Here is a 17,118-nt window from a genome sequence, read left to right on the forward strand (position 1 = left end):
TCAACAGCACCATAATATCCCTGCCTGGGGCGGGGATATTATGGTGCTGTTGATTGATATTTTATTTCTGCCTCAAGATCATCGACGAACTGCCGGGCGCTGCGACCGGAGCGCCCCGCGTGCTGCCGCTCCCATTGGAGCGCCCGCGCCTGCAACTCTTCTTCCGCGATAGTGAGCTGGCGTTGCTGGACCAGGGAGCGTACGATGTGCAGATACTGTAGCTGATCGGGCGTGAAGAAGCTGACGCGCAGCCCGAAGCGATGGGCCAGCGACTGCTTCTCATCCATGGTATCGCGCCAGTTGACGTCCTCGGTCGGCTTGCCGCGCTCCCCGAAGTTTTCTTTGACCAGGTTCATACGGTTCGAGGTAGCACAGATCAGCACATTTGCTGGTCGCGCTTCGGCGGTCCCCTCCAGCAATACTTTCAAGTTCTTATAGCTGGTATCGTGCTCCTCGAAAGAAAGGTCGTCGATGAAGAGCAGATAGTGGGGGGCCCGGCCACGCAGGGAGGATACGATCTGCGGCAGATCACCGGTATACTCCTTGCCCACTTCGAGCAGGCACAGACCCTGGTCGGCGTAGGTATTGGCAATGGCCTTGATGGTTGAGGATTTGCCAGTCCCCGGCGGTCCATATAAGAGCATGTTGTGCGCGGGGAGCCCGGCCAGGAAGCGCTCGACATTGGCCAGGATGCGCGTTTGCTGCCGTTCATGTCCGATCAAGCCACTGAGCTGTATTGGATCGGGATGCTGGATGCCGCTGAGCACCTTGCTCGCGCCGTCCCAGCGCAATACATGATAGCGTGCCAGTTTGCCGGTGCCATAGCGGGACCAGTAGTGCTCCAGCGGTCCCACCAGCTCTTCCCAGTTGGGACACGCCGCGATCGTCTGTATCAGCTCGTGTCGCGCCTGCTGCTGATCGATCTCGGCTGGTGGCTGGAGGTGCTGCCAGGGGACCCAGGCCTCATCCAGCGTGGGCATGGCCGGAGTCACGAGCGCGCGTGTCTGTTCCCAGATAAATTGAGCATCCAGTCGGAAGAGGCGTTGCAGGGCGCGCAGGTCTCGCTGCGCCTGGGTACGGAGCGCGGACGAGATATGTGGACTCCCCTGGGCCTCGACCGCGGTACTCCACAGATTGCTATCATCGATCAGGCGCTGAATCAGGTAGGCCTGCCACGCGTCCGCCACCGGCGAGCCTCCATCCTGGTGGAGGGCCGCCAGCAATTGATAAAAAGCCCCGCTATACGCCTCGGCCACCACCACCGGATCTGGCTTGCTCGCCTGTAACTCCTGGAGCAGGCGCATCACCGCCAGTCCCGCCTCATGAGCCAGGATGCCGCGCAACAGCGTTATGCCATACACACCATGCCATGCTACCCGGATCTCTTCCGTTGGCGCCAGTACACTATCGTGTCGGATATATCCCTGTTCTTGAATCTCTGTTTTCATAAAACGAAGGTCGTCCTTTACCGTGGAGCAGTGAGTGAAATGTCTTTTGAGGAGTATAGCACATAGTTGCTAGCAGACGGCAATAAATATGAAGCAAGAGTCATAAATCTACGTATTCCACTATAGACATATACCTGTTAAATTTAAATAAATTTAGCTAAATGGCGAAAAATCATCAAAAAAACTGGCATTTTCAGGAAAAATATATTGTAATATTGTTATGCAAAGATGTATATTATTATGGCTTCAATAGTAAAAATAAAACCATCTAATTGTATCGTTCGTTGTTCATTGATCTCATGGTTTTGCCGGGTGGAGGGTCGTTGGGTGTTTCTTGTCCTTATCTTATATTATTTCTGCTTACGACTAGACATAATGAATGAAAAGCATCTACTGCCAGTGGAGAACTGTATGGAATCTGCAGATAATACATTTTCTGGCCACGCGCGGGCCGCGCAATCCCAGGCAGATAATCTACGCGAAGAGGATATGGAGAAGACGCAGGAATTACCGGATATCAAGCAGCGAAAGCGTCCGGTCGCGCCATTCATGTCATCGACCATCCCTGTTCATGAAGAGCAGAGCGCAGCAACCGATGTTGATCCCGAGGCTACACTGATACTGGAGAAAGCGTCCATCAGTGTCGGGGATCCTGATGCCACTCCGGGAGGTGGAGAGCAGGGGTCTCCTATAGAAGATCCCCGGTTGTATGACCCACCCATCCTTTATATACCCGGTCGTATCCGACTTGTCACCTATAAGTATAAAGAAAAGAAATCCCGTAGGAAAGAGGCTCCAGTATATATGACCCAACGATCATGGGCCATTCAGACTCGACGTCGCGCGCGGCCGAAGCATGTGGTGTTACCGCTGGCCGTGGCCGTTATTCTGCTCCTGGGTGGTGGGGGAGCGTTCTACTATCTGGGTCTTCTTCCGGGCCATGCCGCCGGTGGTAGCAAGCCCGCGCTGACCCCTCATCCCACCATGTCCGCCCGTGCCCGTATCTTCGCCGCCCCGACCTTGCAACTGCTGCCTGTGCAGGGCGGAGCCGTCGCCACCTCTCAGACGCTCAGCGACGGCTCCATGCAGACCGTTTATCTAGATACGAATAGCCATGTGCAACAATTGAGTAGTAAGGATGGTATTAGCTGGCAGCAGAATGATCTCACCCTGGCTACCCGTGCCGCTGTGAGCAATGGCAAGGCGCTGACCACCTACAGCTGGGGTCAGACCGACCGACAGCAGGTCGCGTTCATCGATGTACTGGGCCATATCCATGTCCTCTCGTCGGGCGCCAATGATCACTGGCAGGTGCTGGACGTGACCCAGCGTGCACAGGCTCCCCTGGCCGATGGAGTTATCCTGGTTAGCTATACCACACTAACGGATAGTTCGCAGCATATCGTCTATATTGATCAGCAGAAGCATATTCAAATGTTGTCGAGTACGGATGGCGTCCAATGGCAAACGGCCGATCTGACAAAGGCTACTGACGCGCCGCTATCCAATGGGATCGCGCTCTCGGCCTTTAGCTGGTCAAAGGATGGCAGCGAACATATCGCATATGTTGACCAGAGCCGGCACGTACAGGAACTATACTCCACGGCCTCTGGCAAGTGGCGGGATAGCGATCTGACGCAATCCGCCGGGGCGCCGCTGGCCAACGGCAACGTCATCGTGGCCTACGAATGGCGCATCGCGGGCAGCATCCATATCGACTATATTGATGTCCGCAATAACATCCAGGAGCTCTCTCGTACGGCCCTGAATGCCTGGTTCGTCAGCGATCTCACCACCGTCACCAATCGTCCCCTGGCCGCCGGCAAGTCGCTGGCCGCCTATGACTGGGTGCAGGGGAACATGCGCGTGGTGGTCTATGTCGATGAGAGCAAGCATGTGCAGGAACTGGCTCTGCCGCCATTCGATCGCTGGCAGGGAAACGACCTGACGCAGCAGGCTGTGATCCCGCTGGCCAGCGATAGTGGCCTGGCAGGCATGGACTGGTCCGTCACCGGCACTAAACAGGTTGTATTTGTGGATGCAACGAATCGAGTTCACGAACTGACCGGATTTCCAGGCGGCCGCTGGAAGCTGTCGAACTGGTAAGATTTGTATCAGCCAGAGCGGTTACGCCCGGCCAGAAAAGTGTTGGCCGGGCGTAACCGCTCTGGCCGTCGTTCGTGCTGCGATCATTCTGGATAGATCGTAATGAAGAAGTTATCGGCTCTGTCGTGACGGTGTGGCATAAGCCGGTTTTAAATTGAGATTTATTGAGCCTCAGTGCGTGAAGGGATGTATCACGCGCTCCCACCTCCTCTGCGGACTACTCATTATGCCAGGTTTTCTCATGTATCTTGCAGTAAGCACAACAGTGATCGCATAATTGAAGCAGACGAGTACACTCTATTTTGAGGAATGCGTAATGATGAAATATCGAGCTAGCCGTATTGATCAGAACCCCCTGGATTATTTTTTGCAGTCTGCATCCGAGGGACCATTTTTGCAAGTGGCCGACGTCGTTCTGCGCGAAAATAAGGATCCCAAAGAGGTATTTGCGCACCTGATCCGCATCGCCACAGACAGTAAGTGGAGCCATTCCGCCATCCTCTACCTTATCAGCGATCCATACCAGGGCTTTAACAATACTTTTCTAGTCGAGGCCAAGACTAAGGGCATCCACCTGGCCAGCTGGCGCAACGAAGTGATCCCTTTTGACGAATTTACCGTGGGCATCAAGCGTCCCGTTCTGGACTGGTATGTTGAGAATCCGTATGAGCAATCGCGGCACAATCCGTGCGATCCCGAGGATACCCATGGCATTGGCTATCTGCGGCATGTGCGCGGCATCGCTATTGATCAGATCAACGGTTTATACGATCATACCACCGTCTATGAACTGGCGGCCCTCTACGCGGCTCGCGCGGCCCGCCGCCATCTTAACGCCGTTCCTCAAGTAGCCGAGGCGGCCACGGCCGTCGCCAACCTGTTCAAGAAGTGGGACGAGAAGTCGGACTCTGCCGAATCGGTGCTACGCTTTATCTGCAGCGGGCTGGTCCAATATAGCTTCTTCGAGGCTCTGCGCCGGCGTATCATCAACGACCTGGCGATCCCGGAGCACCGCGAGGCCGGCCTGAGCAACCTGAGCAATCTCCATCGCGTCATCTATCGTGATGACCCCATGGGACTGGTTCCGCGCTACATTGAGCAGGTCCAGAGCGGTGAACTGGACATTCGCGATAAAGTGCCCGAAGACCTGCTGGACCTGCTCAAGACCGCCACGCCCGCCGACTTCAACAACAGCCCCAATCTGAAGTGGCACTATGTCATTCTCAAAGGGGTCATCTGGCATATCGAAGAGGCCAACGCGGACTATGCGCCCACCAGTTCTGATGAGAGCGAAGTGCTAGGAATGCTGCAGACGGAGCATCGCTCTTGAAATGATGGAATGGAATGTCCCGGCCCTCGTGCCGCCAAACGTGTTATGATAGTAGGGGCGCGCACCTATTGACAGGGCGCGCAGGATCAAGCCATAGCTGGAGACCATGGGGGTCGCCGCGCGGCCGCCGGGTCCTGGCGTTGCTGGCATTTCTATAGATGGTTCAAAAAAGGAGTGATTCATGGCGATTCGTAAAGCAGATGCTGAATGGAATGGTGATTTGAAGAGCGGCCAGGGGAAGATGAGCCTTGGCAGCGGCGCATTTGAGGGCCAGTATTCGTTTCGTTCCCGCATGGGGGATGGTTCCGGCGGCACCAACCCCGAGGAATTGATCGCGGCGGCCCATGCCGGTTGCTACTCTATGGCTCTATCGGCTGCCCTGGCTGGTGCGGGCCACGTACCGACGCGCGTCCACACCACGGCCAATGTGCACTTTAACCCGGTCGAGGGTGGCTTTGCCATCAACCCCATCGAGCTCGTCACCGAAGCGGTCGTTCCTGGCATCGACGAGGCCACCTTCCAGCGCATCGCGGAAGATGCCAAGAAAAACTGCCCCGTCTCCAAAGCCCTGGCCGCCACCGACATCCGCCTGAATGCAACCCTACTAAACCAGTAGGTCGCTGGACGCGAGGCCCCTCATAAGTTCGGACCTCGCGTCCGATTAAACCTTGTACCACCACGACATGAAAAAAACCACCCGTATGGGCGGGTGAGACGGCGACTTCCTATTTTCCCACGCAGTTGCCCACGCAGTATCATCGGGGAGGAAGAGCTTAACTTCCGTGTTCGGGATGGGAACGGGTGTGCCCTCTTCGCTATTGTCACCAGCTCACCTGCACATGCAAGTGGTTTTTCTGACAGAGGGAATACTACTACAGAGTTCAACCTCTGTCAACCCCCTTTTAAGGCAATTTTTCACCAGGCTGCGTGTATGTGCTTGAAAATCTCCTCTATATCTGATTTTTGCTGCCGAGGTAAAATACGTCCCCAAAGTGCTTGACAGGTCCTGACAGATATGGCATAATCATCGAGCTGTCAACAAATGAAACAATCACCTGGCTCGCTGAGATTGGGTGCTCCTGTTCGTTCGCATCAGCCGTGCTACGGTAAGGTAGCTCCTCTGAGATCATTATTCTCCTCATGAATTCTATCCGCCGCAGGTTTGCTGCGTCCGTGGGTATGCCAGCCGTTTTCAGCGGCGGTTCCGACCGGGACCGGGGCGAATAACGAGATTTCGGACGGCTCGCAAAAGTGGTCCCAGAACCGCTTGACAAAGCACAACGGATATGCGATACTACAGCACGTGAGACAAGCAAGCGAAAAAACATCAAGCGCCTGTCTCCTGGCAGAATGAAGGTTCTGCCAACTCAGTACCTTGACAACTGAAGAGTGGAAAGCAGAACAGCAACTGGAACACAACACACAACGAACCAGTTCCTGTCAATTCGGAGGCTTGATGGTCACCATCAAGTATCCATAATAATCTGCGAAATAAGCCAATGTTAATGTAACTTGGCCATGATCGCAATTCACATGCAATTGCACATCACTGCTCTGTGATGTACACATAAAAATTGGATGGCGAGTTTGATCCTGGCTCAGGATAAACGCTGGCGGCGTGCCTAACACATGCAAGTCGAACGCCCTACGCAAGTAGGGAGTGGCGGACGGGTGAGGAACACGTGGGTCATCTGCCCTGGGGTGAGGAATACCGGCGAGAAATCGCCGACAATACCGCATAGCTTCGCAAGAAGAAAGCCGGAAACGGCGCCCGAGGATGAGCCTGCGCTCGATTAGTTGGTTGGTGGGGTAATGGCCTACCAAGACTGCGATCGATAGCTGGTCTGAGAGGACGATCAGCCACACTGGGATTGAGAACGGCCCAGACTCCTACGGGGGGCAGCAGTGAGGAATTTTCGTCAATGGGGGCAACCCTGAACGAGCAACGCCGCGTGCAGGATGACGGTTTTCGGATCGTAAACTGCTTTTCTCTGGGACGAGAACGGACGGTACCAGAGGAATCAGCCTCGGCTAACTACGTGCCAGCAGCCGCGGTAATACGTAGGAGGCGAGCGTTGTCCGGAGTTACTGGGCGTAAAGCGCACGCAGGCGGTCAGATTAGTCTGTGGTGACAGTCGTCGGCTCAACTGACGAAGTACTATGGAAACTGTCTGACTTGAGGGCTTCAGAGGGACACGGAATTCCGGGTGGAGTGGTGAAATGCGTAGATATCCGGAGGAACACCAAAGGCGAAGGCAGTGTCCTGGGAAGTACCTGACGCTCAGGTGCGAAAGCTAGGGGAGCGAACAGGATTAGATACCCTGGTAGTCCTAGCCGTAAACGATGACCACTAGACGTTGGGGGTATCGACCCCTTCAGTGTCGTAGTTAACACAATAAGTGGTCCGCCTGGGGAGTACGGTCGCAAGATTAAAACTCAAAGGAATTGACGGGGACCCGCACAAGCAGCGGAGCGTGTGGTTTAATTCGATGCAACGCGAAGAACCTTACCAAGGCTTGACATGAACTTGCACCAGCCGTAACGGGCTGTCCCTTCGGGGCGGGTTCACAGGTGCTGCATGGCTGTCGTCAGCTCGTGTCGTGAGATGTTGGGTTAAGTCCCGCAACGAGCGCAACCCCTGTCGTTAGTTGGATTTTTCTAGCGAAACTGCCGTTATAAGACGGAGGAAGGCGGGGATGACGTCAAGTCAGCACGGCCCTTACGCTTTGGGCGACACACACGCTACAATGGTCAGGACAAAGAGTTGCGAACCCGCGAGGGGGAGCTAATCTCGTCAAACCTGGCCTCAGTTCAGATTGGAGGCTGCAACCCGCCTCCATGAAGTTGGAGTTGCTAGTAACCGTAGGTCAGCACACTACGGTGAATACGTTCCCGGGTCTTGTACACACCGCCCGTCACACCACGAAAGTTGGCAACACTTGAAGCCGCTGGGCTAACCCATCTGGGAGGCAAGCGTCGAGGGTGGGGTCAGTGATTGGGGTGAAGTCGTAACAAGGTAGCCGTACCGGAAGGTGCGGCTGGATCACCTCCTTTCTAGGGAGCTTGAGCACGCGTCTGAAGACACTTCAGACATCTAAGCGTGTTCCACTTCCAGGTCGACCAGGACATTGGTACGATGTGCGTTGCCAGAAGCGACGCTGGTTTCCACTCTTGAGCTGTTGGGGTACAACCACCGCAACACGCAACCATGCGCACCAGGGGGTGCAGGGAATGACCGTTTCCATACCAGAGGTATGGGGATGTTTTCCCAGCATTTTTCCCTCTTGCGCACAGCGCACCAGGGGGTGCAGGGGGACGGCAGTCCCCATGCCAGGGGTCTGGGGGTGTCCCCCAGGATCTTCTCCCTCTTCCGCGCGCCGCCGCAGGCGGCAAGCGTGTGGCGAGAGCCACAACAGTGCACCTTCACAACTGAATACCATGTATCTTCAATTTTGCTGAGCGATAAGGTCAGCCAGAGTTGAAGCAGAGGATCGATTTATTCTCGCAAAGAATAAGTCAAAGCATTCATAGACCATGATGAGATAAGAAGAGAACAAGCTACACAGAGTACGAGGTGGATGCCTTGGCGCTAAAGACCGAAGAAGGACGCGGAGACCGGCGAAACGTTCGGGGGGAGCTGCATACAAGCGATGAACCCCGAGAATCCGAATGAGGCAACTCCTCCAGAGTGATGTCTGGAGACCGCCTGCTGAACACATAGGCAGTGACGGGGGGCAGTGGGTGAACTGAAACATCTCAGTAACCCGACGAAGAGAAATCAACCGAGATTCCCGTAGTAGTGGCGAGCGAACCGGGAGGAGCCCAAACCGATGAACCCTCGGGTCCATCGGGGTTGTAGGACTAGCAACACAGGAGAGATTTCCACTTGAACGCGTTGGAAAGCGCGACCAGAGCGGGTGACAGTCCCGTAAAGGACGGAGAACTCGAATCGGCTAGGATCCTGAGTACCACGAGACACGTGCAATCTTGTGGGAAGCTGGGGGGACCACCCTCCAAGGCTACACATCTTTAGCGACCGATAGCGAACAAGTACCGTGAGGGAAAGGTGAAAAGCACCCCGAGAGGGGGATGAAAGAGACCCTGAAACCACGTACTCACCAGCAGTCAGAGGCCACTGTTCCACGAGGAACCAAGGGCTGATGGCGTGCCTTTTGTAGAATGATCCGGCGAGTGCATCGTCGTAGCCTGGTTAACCAGCGCTAAAGCTGGGGAGCCATAGGGCAACCGAGTCTGAACAGGGCGAACGTTGCGGCGATGCGACCCGAAACCGTGTGAGCTATCCATGAGCAGAGTGAAGCGGATGTGACAGTCCGTCGAGGCTCGCACCCACCAGTGTTGCAAAACTGGGGGATGACTTGTGGATAGGGGAGAAATTCCAATCGAACACGGAGATAGCTGGTTCTCCCCGAAATGTATTGAGGTACAGCTGTATGACACACTATCCTGGAGGTAGAGCTCTGAATGGGCTAGGGGCCTCGTGCAGGTTACCAAACCCAAGCAAACTGCGAATGCCAGGACAGCATGCATGCAAGTGAGACGGCGGGGGCTAAGCTTCGTCGTCAAAAGGGAAACAGCCCAGACCATCGGCTAAGGTCTCCAAGTATCCGCTGAGTGTAAAAGGGGGTCACAACGCCCAAACAGCCAGGATGTTGGCTTAGAAGCAGCCACCATTTAAAGAGTGCGTAATAGCTCACTGGTCGAGTGTCGTGGCACCGACAACGTATCGAGGCTGAAGCGGATTACCGAAGCCATGGAATCCATCGCGAGATGGATTGGTAGGGGAGCGTTCTCAAGCAGAGAAGCCAGACCGCAAGGACTGGTGGAGCGAAGAGAAGTGAGAATGCCGGAATGAGTAGCGTCATGTCTGTGATAACCAGACACACCGAATGCCTGAGGGTTCCTGGGCACCGTCAAACGTCCCAGGGTGAGTCGGGTCCTAAGCCGAGGACGTCATAGTCGTAGGCGATGGAAAGCAGGTCAGAGATTCCTGCACCGGAGATGCTCGTGATGAGCAATGGGGGGACGCGGTAAGGAAGGTGAGCCCATCGATTGGACAGGATGGGTCTGTGCGGTGAAGTGCGAAGCCGAGGCAAATCCCGGCTTCCTGTGCATGACACGTGCAGCGAGCGGACGTTGGTCCGCGGAAGTCATCGGCCCCTAGGCCGCCAAGAAAAGCCTCTCGCCAGAGTCATCTCCGCCCGTACCGCAAACCGACACTGGTAGGCAGGGGGAACACTCCCCAGGTGATCGAGCGACCCTCTGTTAAGGAACTCGGCAAATTGACCCCGTACCTTCGGAAGAAGGGGTGCCCTAGTAGCGAGGCTCTTCGGAGTGGCGTGAGGGGGTTGCAAGAAATTGGCTCAACCGACTGTTTACCAAAAACACAGGTCTCTGCGAACGCGAAAGCGGAAGTATAGGGGCTGACTCCTGCCCAGTGCCGGAAGGTTACGAGGAGCGGTGTACGTAGCTGCGAATCTAAGCCCCGGTGAACGGCGGCCGTAACTATAACGGTCCTAAGGTAGCGAAATTCCTTGTCGGGTAAGTTCCGACCCGCACGAAAGGAGTAACGAGTTGAGCACTGTCTCGACAGAGGACTCGGCGAAATTGAAGTACCCGTGAAGATACGGGTTACCCACGACAGGACAAAAAGACCCCGTGGAGCTTTACTACACCTTGACCTCGAAACGAGGCAGAGCGTGCGTAGCATAGGTGGGAGTCGGAGAACCTATCCTTGTGGGGGTAGGGGAGACGGCAATGAAATACCACTCTCGTTGTGTTTTGTTTCTCACACGTCACCGTGAGCCGGGACGTGGACAGGATCAGGCGGGTAGTTTGACTGGGGCGGTCGCCTCCCAAAGCGTAACGGAGGCGCCCAAAGGTTCCCTCAGGGTGGATGGACATCACCCATACAGAGTGTAAAGGCACAAGGGAGCTTGACTGCAAGACGGACAGGTCGAGCAGGGACGAAAGTCGGGCTTAGTGATCCCACATTCCCGAGTGGAAGGAGTGTGGCTCAACGGATAAAAGCTACCCCGGGGATAACAGGCTTATCTTGCCCAAGAGTTCACATCGACGGCAAGGTTTGGCACCTCGATGTCGGCTCGTCGCATCCTGGGGCTGGAGTAGGTCCCAAGGGTTGGGCTGTTCGCCCATGAAAGCGGCACGCGAGCTGGGTTCAGAACGTCGCGAGACAGTTCGGTCTCTATCCGTCGTGGGCGTAGGAGAATTGAGGGGCGTCATCTCCAGTACGAGAGGACCGAGATGGCTCGACCGCTGGTGTGCCAGTTGGCCTGCCCGGGCCAGAGCTGGATAGCTATGTCGAGAAGGGATAAGCGCTGAAAGCATCTAAGCGCGAAGCCGCACCCAAGACGAGTTCTCCCATCCTATTCGTAGGATCAAGATCCCAGGAAGACGACCTGGTCGATAGACGACACGTGGACACCTGGTAACAGGCGCAGCGAAGTCGCCCTAATGATCGTACGGCTTGTTTCACCATTGTGTATCTTCATCGTGGCTCATGTAGTGCGCGTCCTCTGCTTCAGCCATGTCTGACTGATGGCTCGGCAAAATTGAGGATACATGGTATGCAGTTATGCAACAAAAAAAAGATCTTACTTCCCAGAAGTAAGATCTTTTTTTATATAATCATAACAAAAACATAATTTCATGGAATATCCACAGCGTCCATAACATTATGGAGAGATGCTCTTTCAGCTGGTGCCTGCTGGATAGAAAGGATCAGGACTTGTCATCTTCACCTGACGCGGAAAACGTTTTTTCTACACCTTTAGACTCGAACAGCGCTTGGACATCTCCTGCAGATATGCCCCACCCATTGACAGCATTTCAGGAGGCTTTTGTGCTCTCTGCTTGTCCACCGGGGACTCGCATCATCTCCGCGAAGCCTCATCGTACGGTCCAGTTGCCCTGTCCGATCTGGATTGATCTGGAATTGCCCGAGGGAGAGAATTACCGCCTCATCTTGCGTATGAATTATATTCGCGGCGGCGTAGAGAAAGAAGCTGCCGTGTTGCCCGCGCTGGTCAGGTTGGGCTTACCTGTGCCTCAAGTGCTGGCAGGCCCGGTGATCGACCCCACCCAACCGGGGGTAGGTGCCATGACGATCCTGAACGTCTTGCCAGGACAGGATTTTCTGACCTGGGGCCAGCATGCGACCCCCACGCAGATAGAATGGGCCATAGGCTTGCTGCTAGAGGGCGTTGAGACGCTGCATGCTGTGACAGAAGCACTGGACGCTGACCCGATTGGCGCTCATCTTCCTCATAGGACTCTGCAGTCGGAACTGCAGGTGATCGTGACAACGGAAAGCCCCTGGCTTGATGATCCACGCTTCAAGCAGGCTGTGGCTATCCTGGAGCCGCGCGTGGATGCCATTAAAACTCCACTGGCCTTTTCCAACGGCGACTACAATCAGGGCAACTTCCTCTTTGATGGTGAGCATCTGACTGGCCTCATCGACTTTACCGATCCCTGTTTTGAAGATCCGCATATCGGGATGGCCATGTACTGGATTCATTGCTGGAACCCATTTGATAGGGCGGGCATCGTCGAGCGCTATCTGGAACGGCAGCGCCTCTCATTCGCTGATTTCGCGCCGCGCCTGGCTCTGCGCTGTTTGCGCACCCTGCAGGGAGGAATACCCGTGTCCGGGGGAGAAGATATATACGATGAATGGGGTTTTGAAAGCCAGGCCGACACGCGCCAGCGCGTTCTGAATCTGCTCCAGCGCGCGCTGACCGGCTAATTTATATTTCTTAGTCGTGTTTGCGCTTTTCTTTGTTGGGGAATAGTATATTTTTGTTCGATGCAGCATAACATATCAGAACAATGACGTAGTCAAGCCTACCGTACGAAAAAGCCAGTGTAGCTCAAAAGGTAATCCCAGGCAGCAAAGGAAAGGATGAAAGAGCCATAAGGATTTATCTGGACGCAACCGCTCCCATAAGATAGATGGTTCTCTTGAAAAAGCTCTTCTTGTGTCATTTGTTTTTCGGCAGAGGAAGATATCTTGATGGGGGGACGCCTTTCTCAGCAGAGAGGAGAGCTATCTGATGGTTTCATTACCATTTCGCATGCGGTACGCATCAACAGCTTTGCTTATCCTGCTCATTTTCATCTTGCTCTCCTGCAATGCGAGCAGTGCGCTGGCCCGCGCCCTCCCGGAGATGGCACCATCCCCACCATCGATGGGCCCCGGTGATCCTCGCGAACTGGAAACCTTTCTGAATGGGGAGATTGGAGCGCAACTGGCTCAAAAGCATATCCCAGGAGCTACGGTGTCCGTGGTCAAGGATGGGCGCCTGTTCTTTGCCAAAGGCTACGGCTATGCTAACCTGCAGCACGGTACCCGTGTAAACGCGGCGACCACGTTGTTCCGCATCGGATCGGTGAGCAAGTTATTCACCTGGACAGCAGTTATGCAGCTTGTTGAGCAGGGCAAACTGAACCTGCATGCCGATGTCAACCGCTATCTCAAGACTTTTCAGATTCCGGCCACCTATCCCCAACCGATTACCCTGGCCAATCTGTTGACCCACACCGCTGGCTTTGAAGATGCGTACGCGCCCGACTCGTCAGTATCAACCATGAATGTGGCTGATCTGGAGCCGTTGGGGAGATGGCTGGCAGCCAATATCCCGGCGCGTGTGCGGCCACCGGGTATGCTGGCCTCGTATTCCAATTATGGCGCGGCTCTGGCTGGCTATATCGTGCAGCAGATCTCCGGTCTGCCCTTTGAGCGCTACATTGAAGAGCATATCTACCAGCCTCTGAGCATGAGCCATAGCACATTCCGTCAACCCATCCCCACCCCTCTGAGCGCCGATCAAGCTGAGGGATATACCTATAAAGATGAAAGCTACCAGGCGGAACCGTTTCAATACATCCAGGAGCCACCTGCTGGCTCCATGAATTCGACCGCGACCGATATGGCCAGATTTATGCTGGCACATTTGCAAGACGGGAGCCTGGGCACTGCCCAGATACTGCAGGCGGCAACCGCGCAAGAGATGCACCGGCGCCAGTTTACCAACGATCCACGCATTCCTGGCCTCACCTATGGCTTCATTGAGCAACGTACCAATAACCAGCAGATAATTAAGCATGATGGAGCTATTGGTCCTTTTCGCTCCCTGCTTCTGCTCTTACCGCTCCAGCAGGTGGGGCTCTTTGTCGCTTACAACAGCGATGGCGGCAGCGAGGCTCTAGAAAAGCTAAGGCAAGCCTTCCTCGATCGCTATTTTCCCGCTCCCTCGCGGCATATGAGCATGCCAAAGCCACTGCCTGGCTTTGCGGAACGGGCCAAACAGATCACGGGAAGCTACTGGCCAGTCACGCGTAACTACACGACCTTTGGGAAAGTGGGGGCATTGCTCTCGACAATCAATGTGCAGGGTTATGGCAATGGGGAGATACGCATCCAGGGGGTTCCACCAGCGGGTCAAATTGCTGCCGAAGTCCAGCCCTGGTTCTTTCGCCTGGTCAATGGGACGGAACTCATCGTCTTTCAAGCAGGGCAGGACGGGACTATCATGCTGCTCAATAGTGTGCTCGGAGCATATGCGAAGCTGGCCTGGTATGAGACGCCTCTGTTCCACCTCATGCTGCTTGCTTTCGCGCTCTTGCTCTTCCTATCAGCCTTCCTGCTCTTACTCTGGCTCCTGCTCCAGAGGTTCCGCTTCCGGCGCACGGGAGCACCTCAGGCGAAGAATGCGTCCTTTCGAATCGCACGCTGGATCATGGGACTGGTGAGTGGCGTCAATATGGTGATTCTGCTCTTGCTCGTATTGTTCCTCTGGTTTGTCGTCACGGTCAACATCCAGGGCATCACCTTCTTTGGAGGATCGGGACGCGCCCTGTTGTTCGCGCTTGGCCTTGTCTCAGTGATCCTCACGGCTGGCGCTATGCTATGCGCGGCTCTGATGTGGAAACAACGGATCTGGGGTCGCGGATTGCGTCTGCATTATACCCTGGTCACCCTCGCGGCTCTGATCTTTGTCTGGGAGATAGCGTATTGGAACCTGCTTCGATGGTGAGCCCGCTTTGCCAGAATGTACAGCATGCAAAATTATCCTTTCCCGTATGTGCTTTTCGCGGAATAGCTCAGTGGGGGATGCGGGTATCACGCTATGTTTGATCTTCGACGGGTTATTCAGGTGCTCATGGTCCCCAGGCCGCGAGGCGGTGACCGCCCCGGGCCTGAGGACCATGAGGAGTCTCAGGGACGCGCTGGTCAGGGGCGAACGGCTCGTTCGTAGAAGCGACGGTCGCTTTTCCAGCCAAAGACGACGTTCTTGATGGTCAGCTGCACTGGTTCTGTACAGATGTTTGGGGTGTTGTCCTTGCGGGCAAAGGCGGTGGCCAACCAGACGTCGCCTCCGGCGTGCCAGTGCCGGATGGTGAGAAAATCACCCCAGGTTCCATCGAACGAGACCCCGGGCTGATCGATGCAGGAGTTGCCCTTCCCTGTGAGGAAATAGTCGACCGTGGGTGAGGCCAGTTTGAATTTGAGATTGTCGAAGATGGCGATCATCGAGCCGGGAAAGTAGTCGGTGGTGCCGGTGCCGCCGCCATAGGCATCGATCAGTCCTAGATCGCCGTGCGCGTTTGCAGCGATTGCCTGATAGGCGTGGGCCACGGTGAGTCCGTACAGGTCGTGGCTGACGGCTACGTGTAAATCCTTCTCCTGGATACCGGTGATCCTTACATACGGGAAGGGGCGCCGGGCGCCGTACTGCTGTGCCGCCCAGGAAAACCACAGGTAGCCCCCGCCGCGAGCGGCGAACACCCCACCGGAAGTCAGTTCACTGCACCAGTTGGTGACTATCTGGTCGCGGCTGCTGCAGTCTCCCTTCATCCTCGGTTTGTCAGGCGTCATGTAGCGAAACGGCGGGACGAGCCGGTCGACGGTGGTTACCCACATGGACCACTTCGGCCAGACGAGCAGGCGTAGCACACGCCCTTCCCCGGTACGCAGTGAGGTAGCGCCCGCGTAAGCGATATCGGTGATGCCCTGGGGAACCCGCAGCTCTTCGATGATGTCGGTGCGGGTGATCGCGTCGTAGTGCGCCGGACGTCCCGCAGCCAGGTCCGCGCGAGAGATCCGCATCAGCACTACGGCATTGACACGGTAGTCCCTGTCGGGAAGGAACGTGATGAGCCGTGTGGTCAGGTACAGATAGCGGCTGCCGACTACCAGGTCGTTGTAGTCCAGGTTGTTCTGGTCATTGGCGTACCCGACATCGGACGGCCTGATAGTGTAGGGGCGCCAGTTGACGAAATCTCCTACAGGAGAAGTCGCCAGCACCAGATGACCATTACCTACAACACCGGGGTTATTGAAAAATGGCATGTACTGCAGTACCCAGTCTTGCAGATGGTACTGGGGGTCGGCCACAGTGACCTGGTCGCAGCAGAAGTCGGGCCCAAAGATGGCGTAGGGATTCAGCCCTTGCCAGATCCGGCCATTGTCCCGGGAGAACTCGGCATGGTGGTTGCCGGTGGCGAAGATATTCCGCCCCAACTGGTCGGTGCTGGGCTCCGCAGGGATTATTTGGTTCCCGGTGGTGACCGGCACGGTGGTATTGCGGAACAGCGTCAGTCGCCGTGGGTCTCCCTGCGGTGGGGGTGGCGTGTGCTTCGGATCCGGTAATGGTGCGCCCAGCCAGGGGGACGTATCCGGCACCAGGACCTGGTCCGCGCCGGGCTGCGCCACTTCACGCAGGGGATGCTCGGTCCGGGATGCCTGCCCGGACACGGCCATCTGCGGCTCGACCTTGTGCCTGGTGGCTGCGCAGGCCTGGGAAGCTGCATTAGGCGCCGGCGTCGGCGGACCGGGCTGCGCGTGCACCACCGAGCCAGGCAGCAGCACACCACTGAGCGCGCGCTGCGGCCCGATGGTGCCCCACCCCCTCTCCGCGCTCCTTGAGGGGGCCGCCTGCGTGGTAGATCTCCCCACACCGACGCTCCCCATGCTGGCGAGCAGCATCACCGCCACGGCAACCAGCCAGAAGCGGGGCATACCCCTGACGGTATCCTTTGAAATGGCATGGGCGGCTGCTGTAGCATGGTGCCAATGCTGTTGGTGAGCCCAGGGGAAGCCAGAAACGGCCAGCCGAGCCGGAGGAACAATTCTCAGACCATACAGACAAACATTCCTGCACACTTTTACACAAATCCTCACGTCAAAAGAGC

The 17,118-nt window shown here is 55.9% G+C and carries 8 protein-coding genes and 3 rRNA genes; 7 read left to right on the top strand and 4 right to left on the bottom strand.

The features are described 5' to 3' along the window. Positions 1-38: 38 nt before the first annotated feature. On the bottom strand, positions 39-1,448 hold the full coding sequence (locus tag KTT_RS20220) for an ATP-binding protein (RefSeq protein ID WP_126597710.1): 1,410 nt from the start codon (positions 1,446-1,448) through the stop codon (positions 39-41). A gap of 411 nt (positions 1,449-1,859) precedes the next feature. Between KTT_RS20220 and KTT_RS20225 the strand changes: the two genes are divergently transcribed. From KTT_RS20225 to KTT_RS20235, 3 genes are all read left to right on the top strand, one after another. Beyond that, complete coding sequence (locus KTT_RS20225; RefSeq protein WP_126597711.1) at positions 1,860-3,554, top strand: hypothetical protein; 1,695 nt, start codon at positions 1,860-1,862, stop codon at positions 3,552-3,554. A 316-nt stretch (positions 3,555-3,870) separates the two neighbouring features. After that, positions 3,871-4,884 carry a hypothetical protein gene (locus KTT_RS20230; protein ID WP_126597712.1) on the top strand — a complete coding sequence of 338 codons (1,014 nt, stop codon included), beginning with the start codon at positions 3,871-3,873 and terminating at the stop codon, positions 4,882-4,884. A 181-nt stretch (positions 4,885-5,065) separates the two neighbouring features. Beyond that, on the top strand, positions 5,066-5,500 hold the full coding sequence (locus tag KTT_RS20235) for an OsmC family protein (RefSeq protein ID WP_126597713.1): 435 nt from the start codon (positions 5,066-5,068) through the stop codon (positions 5,498-5,500). A gap of 96 nt (positions 5,501-5,596) precedes the next feature. Here the strand turns inward: KTT_RS20235 and rrf are convergent. Continuing rightward, a 5S ribosomal RNA gene (rrf, locus tag KTT_RS20240) occupies positions 5,597-5,713 on the bottom strand. Between the two features lie 746 nt (positions 5,714-6,459). On the opposite strand from rrf, the gene KTT_RS20245 reads away from it, so the two are divergent. Further along, positions 6,460-7,938, top strand: a 16S ribosomal RNA gene (locus KTT_RS20245). A 32-nt stretch (positions 7,939-7,970) separates the two neighbouring features. Here the strand turns inward: KTT_RS20245 and KTT_RS20250 are convergent. Next, entirely contained in the window at positions 7,971-8,324 is a 354-nt protein-coding gene (locus KTT_RS20250; protein WP_126597714.1) for a hypothetical protein, read from the bottom strand. Positions 8,325-8,435: 111 nt separating this feature from the next. On the opposite strand from KTT_RS20250, the gene KTT_RS20255 reads away from it, so the two are divergent. From KTT_RS20255 to KTT_RS20265, 3 genes are all read left to right on the top strand, one after another. After that, positions 8,436-11,397, top strand: a 23S ribosomal RNA gene (locus tag KTT_RS20255). 367 nt (positions 11,398-11,764) lie between these two features. Beyond that, complete coding sequence (locus KTT_RS20260) at positions 11,765-12,670, top strand: phosphotransferase family protein (RefSeq protein ID WP_160146001.1); 906 nt, start codon at positions 11,765-11,767, stop codon at positions 12,668-12,670. Between the two features lie 307 nt (positions 12,671-12,977). Then, a complete protein-coding gene (locus tag KTT_RS20265; protein WP_126597716.1) occupies positions 12,978-14,960 on the top strand; it encodes a serine hydrolase domain-containing protein in 1,983 nt (660 codons plus the stop codon). A gap of 197 nt (positions 14,961-15,157) precedes the next feature. On the opposite strand, the gene KTT_RS20270 is transcribed toward KTT_RS20265, so the two are convergent. After that, the gene (locus KTT_RS20270; protein WP_126597717.1) at positions 15,158-16,945 is read right to left on the bottom strand and encodes a hypothetical protein; all 1,788 of its coding nucleotides are present in this window, start codon (positions 16,943-16,945) and stop codon (positions 15,158-15,160) included. Positions 16,946-17,118 lie beyond the last annotated feature (173 nt).

This window comes from Dictyobacter aurantiacus, from assembly GCF_003967515.1.
Lineage (GTDB): Bacteria > Chloroflexota > Ktedonobacteria > Ktedonobacterales > Ktedonobacteraceae > Dictyobacter > Dictyobacter aurantiacus.

Coding starts and splice junctions, on each gene's coding strand:
- KTT_RS20230 (WP_126597712.1), top strand. CDS start 3,871: ATGATGAAATATCGAGCTAGCCGTATTGATCAGAACCCCCTGGATTAT.
- KTT_RS20265 (WP_126597716.1), top strand. CDS start 12,978: ATGGTTTCATTACCATTTCGCATGCGGTACGCATCAACAGCTTTGCTT.
- KTT_RS20270 (WP_126597717.1), bottom strand. CDS start 16,945: ATGCCCCGCTTCTGGCTGGTTGCCGTGGCGGTGATGCTGCTCGCCAGC.
- KTT_RS20225 (WP_126597711.1), top strand. CDS start 1,860: ATGGAATCTGCAGATAATACATTTTCTGGCCACGCGCGGGCCGCGCAA.
- KTT_RS20220 (WP_126597710.1), bottom strand. CDS start 1,448: ATGAAAACAGAGATTCAAGAACAGGGATATATCCGACACGATAGTGTA.
- KTT_RS20235 (WP_126597713.1), top strand. CDS start 5,066: ATGGCGATTCGTAAAGCAGATGCTGAATGGAATGGTGATTTGAAGAGC.
- KTT_RS20250 (WP_126597714.1), bottom strand. CDS start 8,324: ATGGTATTCAGTTGTGAAGGTGCACTGTTGTGGCTCTCGCCACACGCT.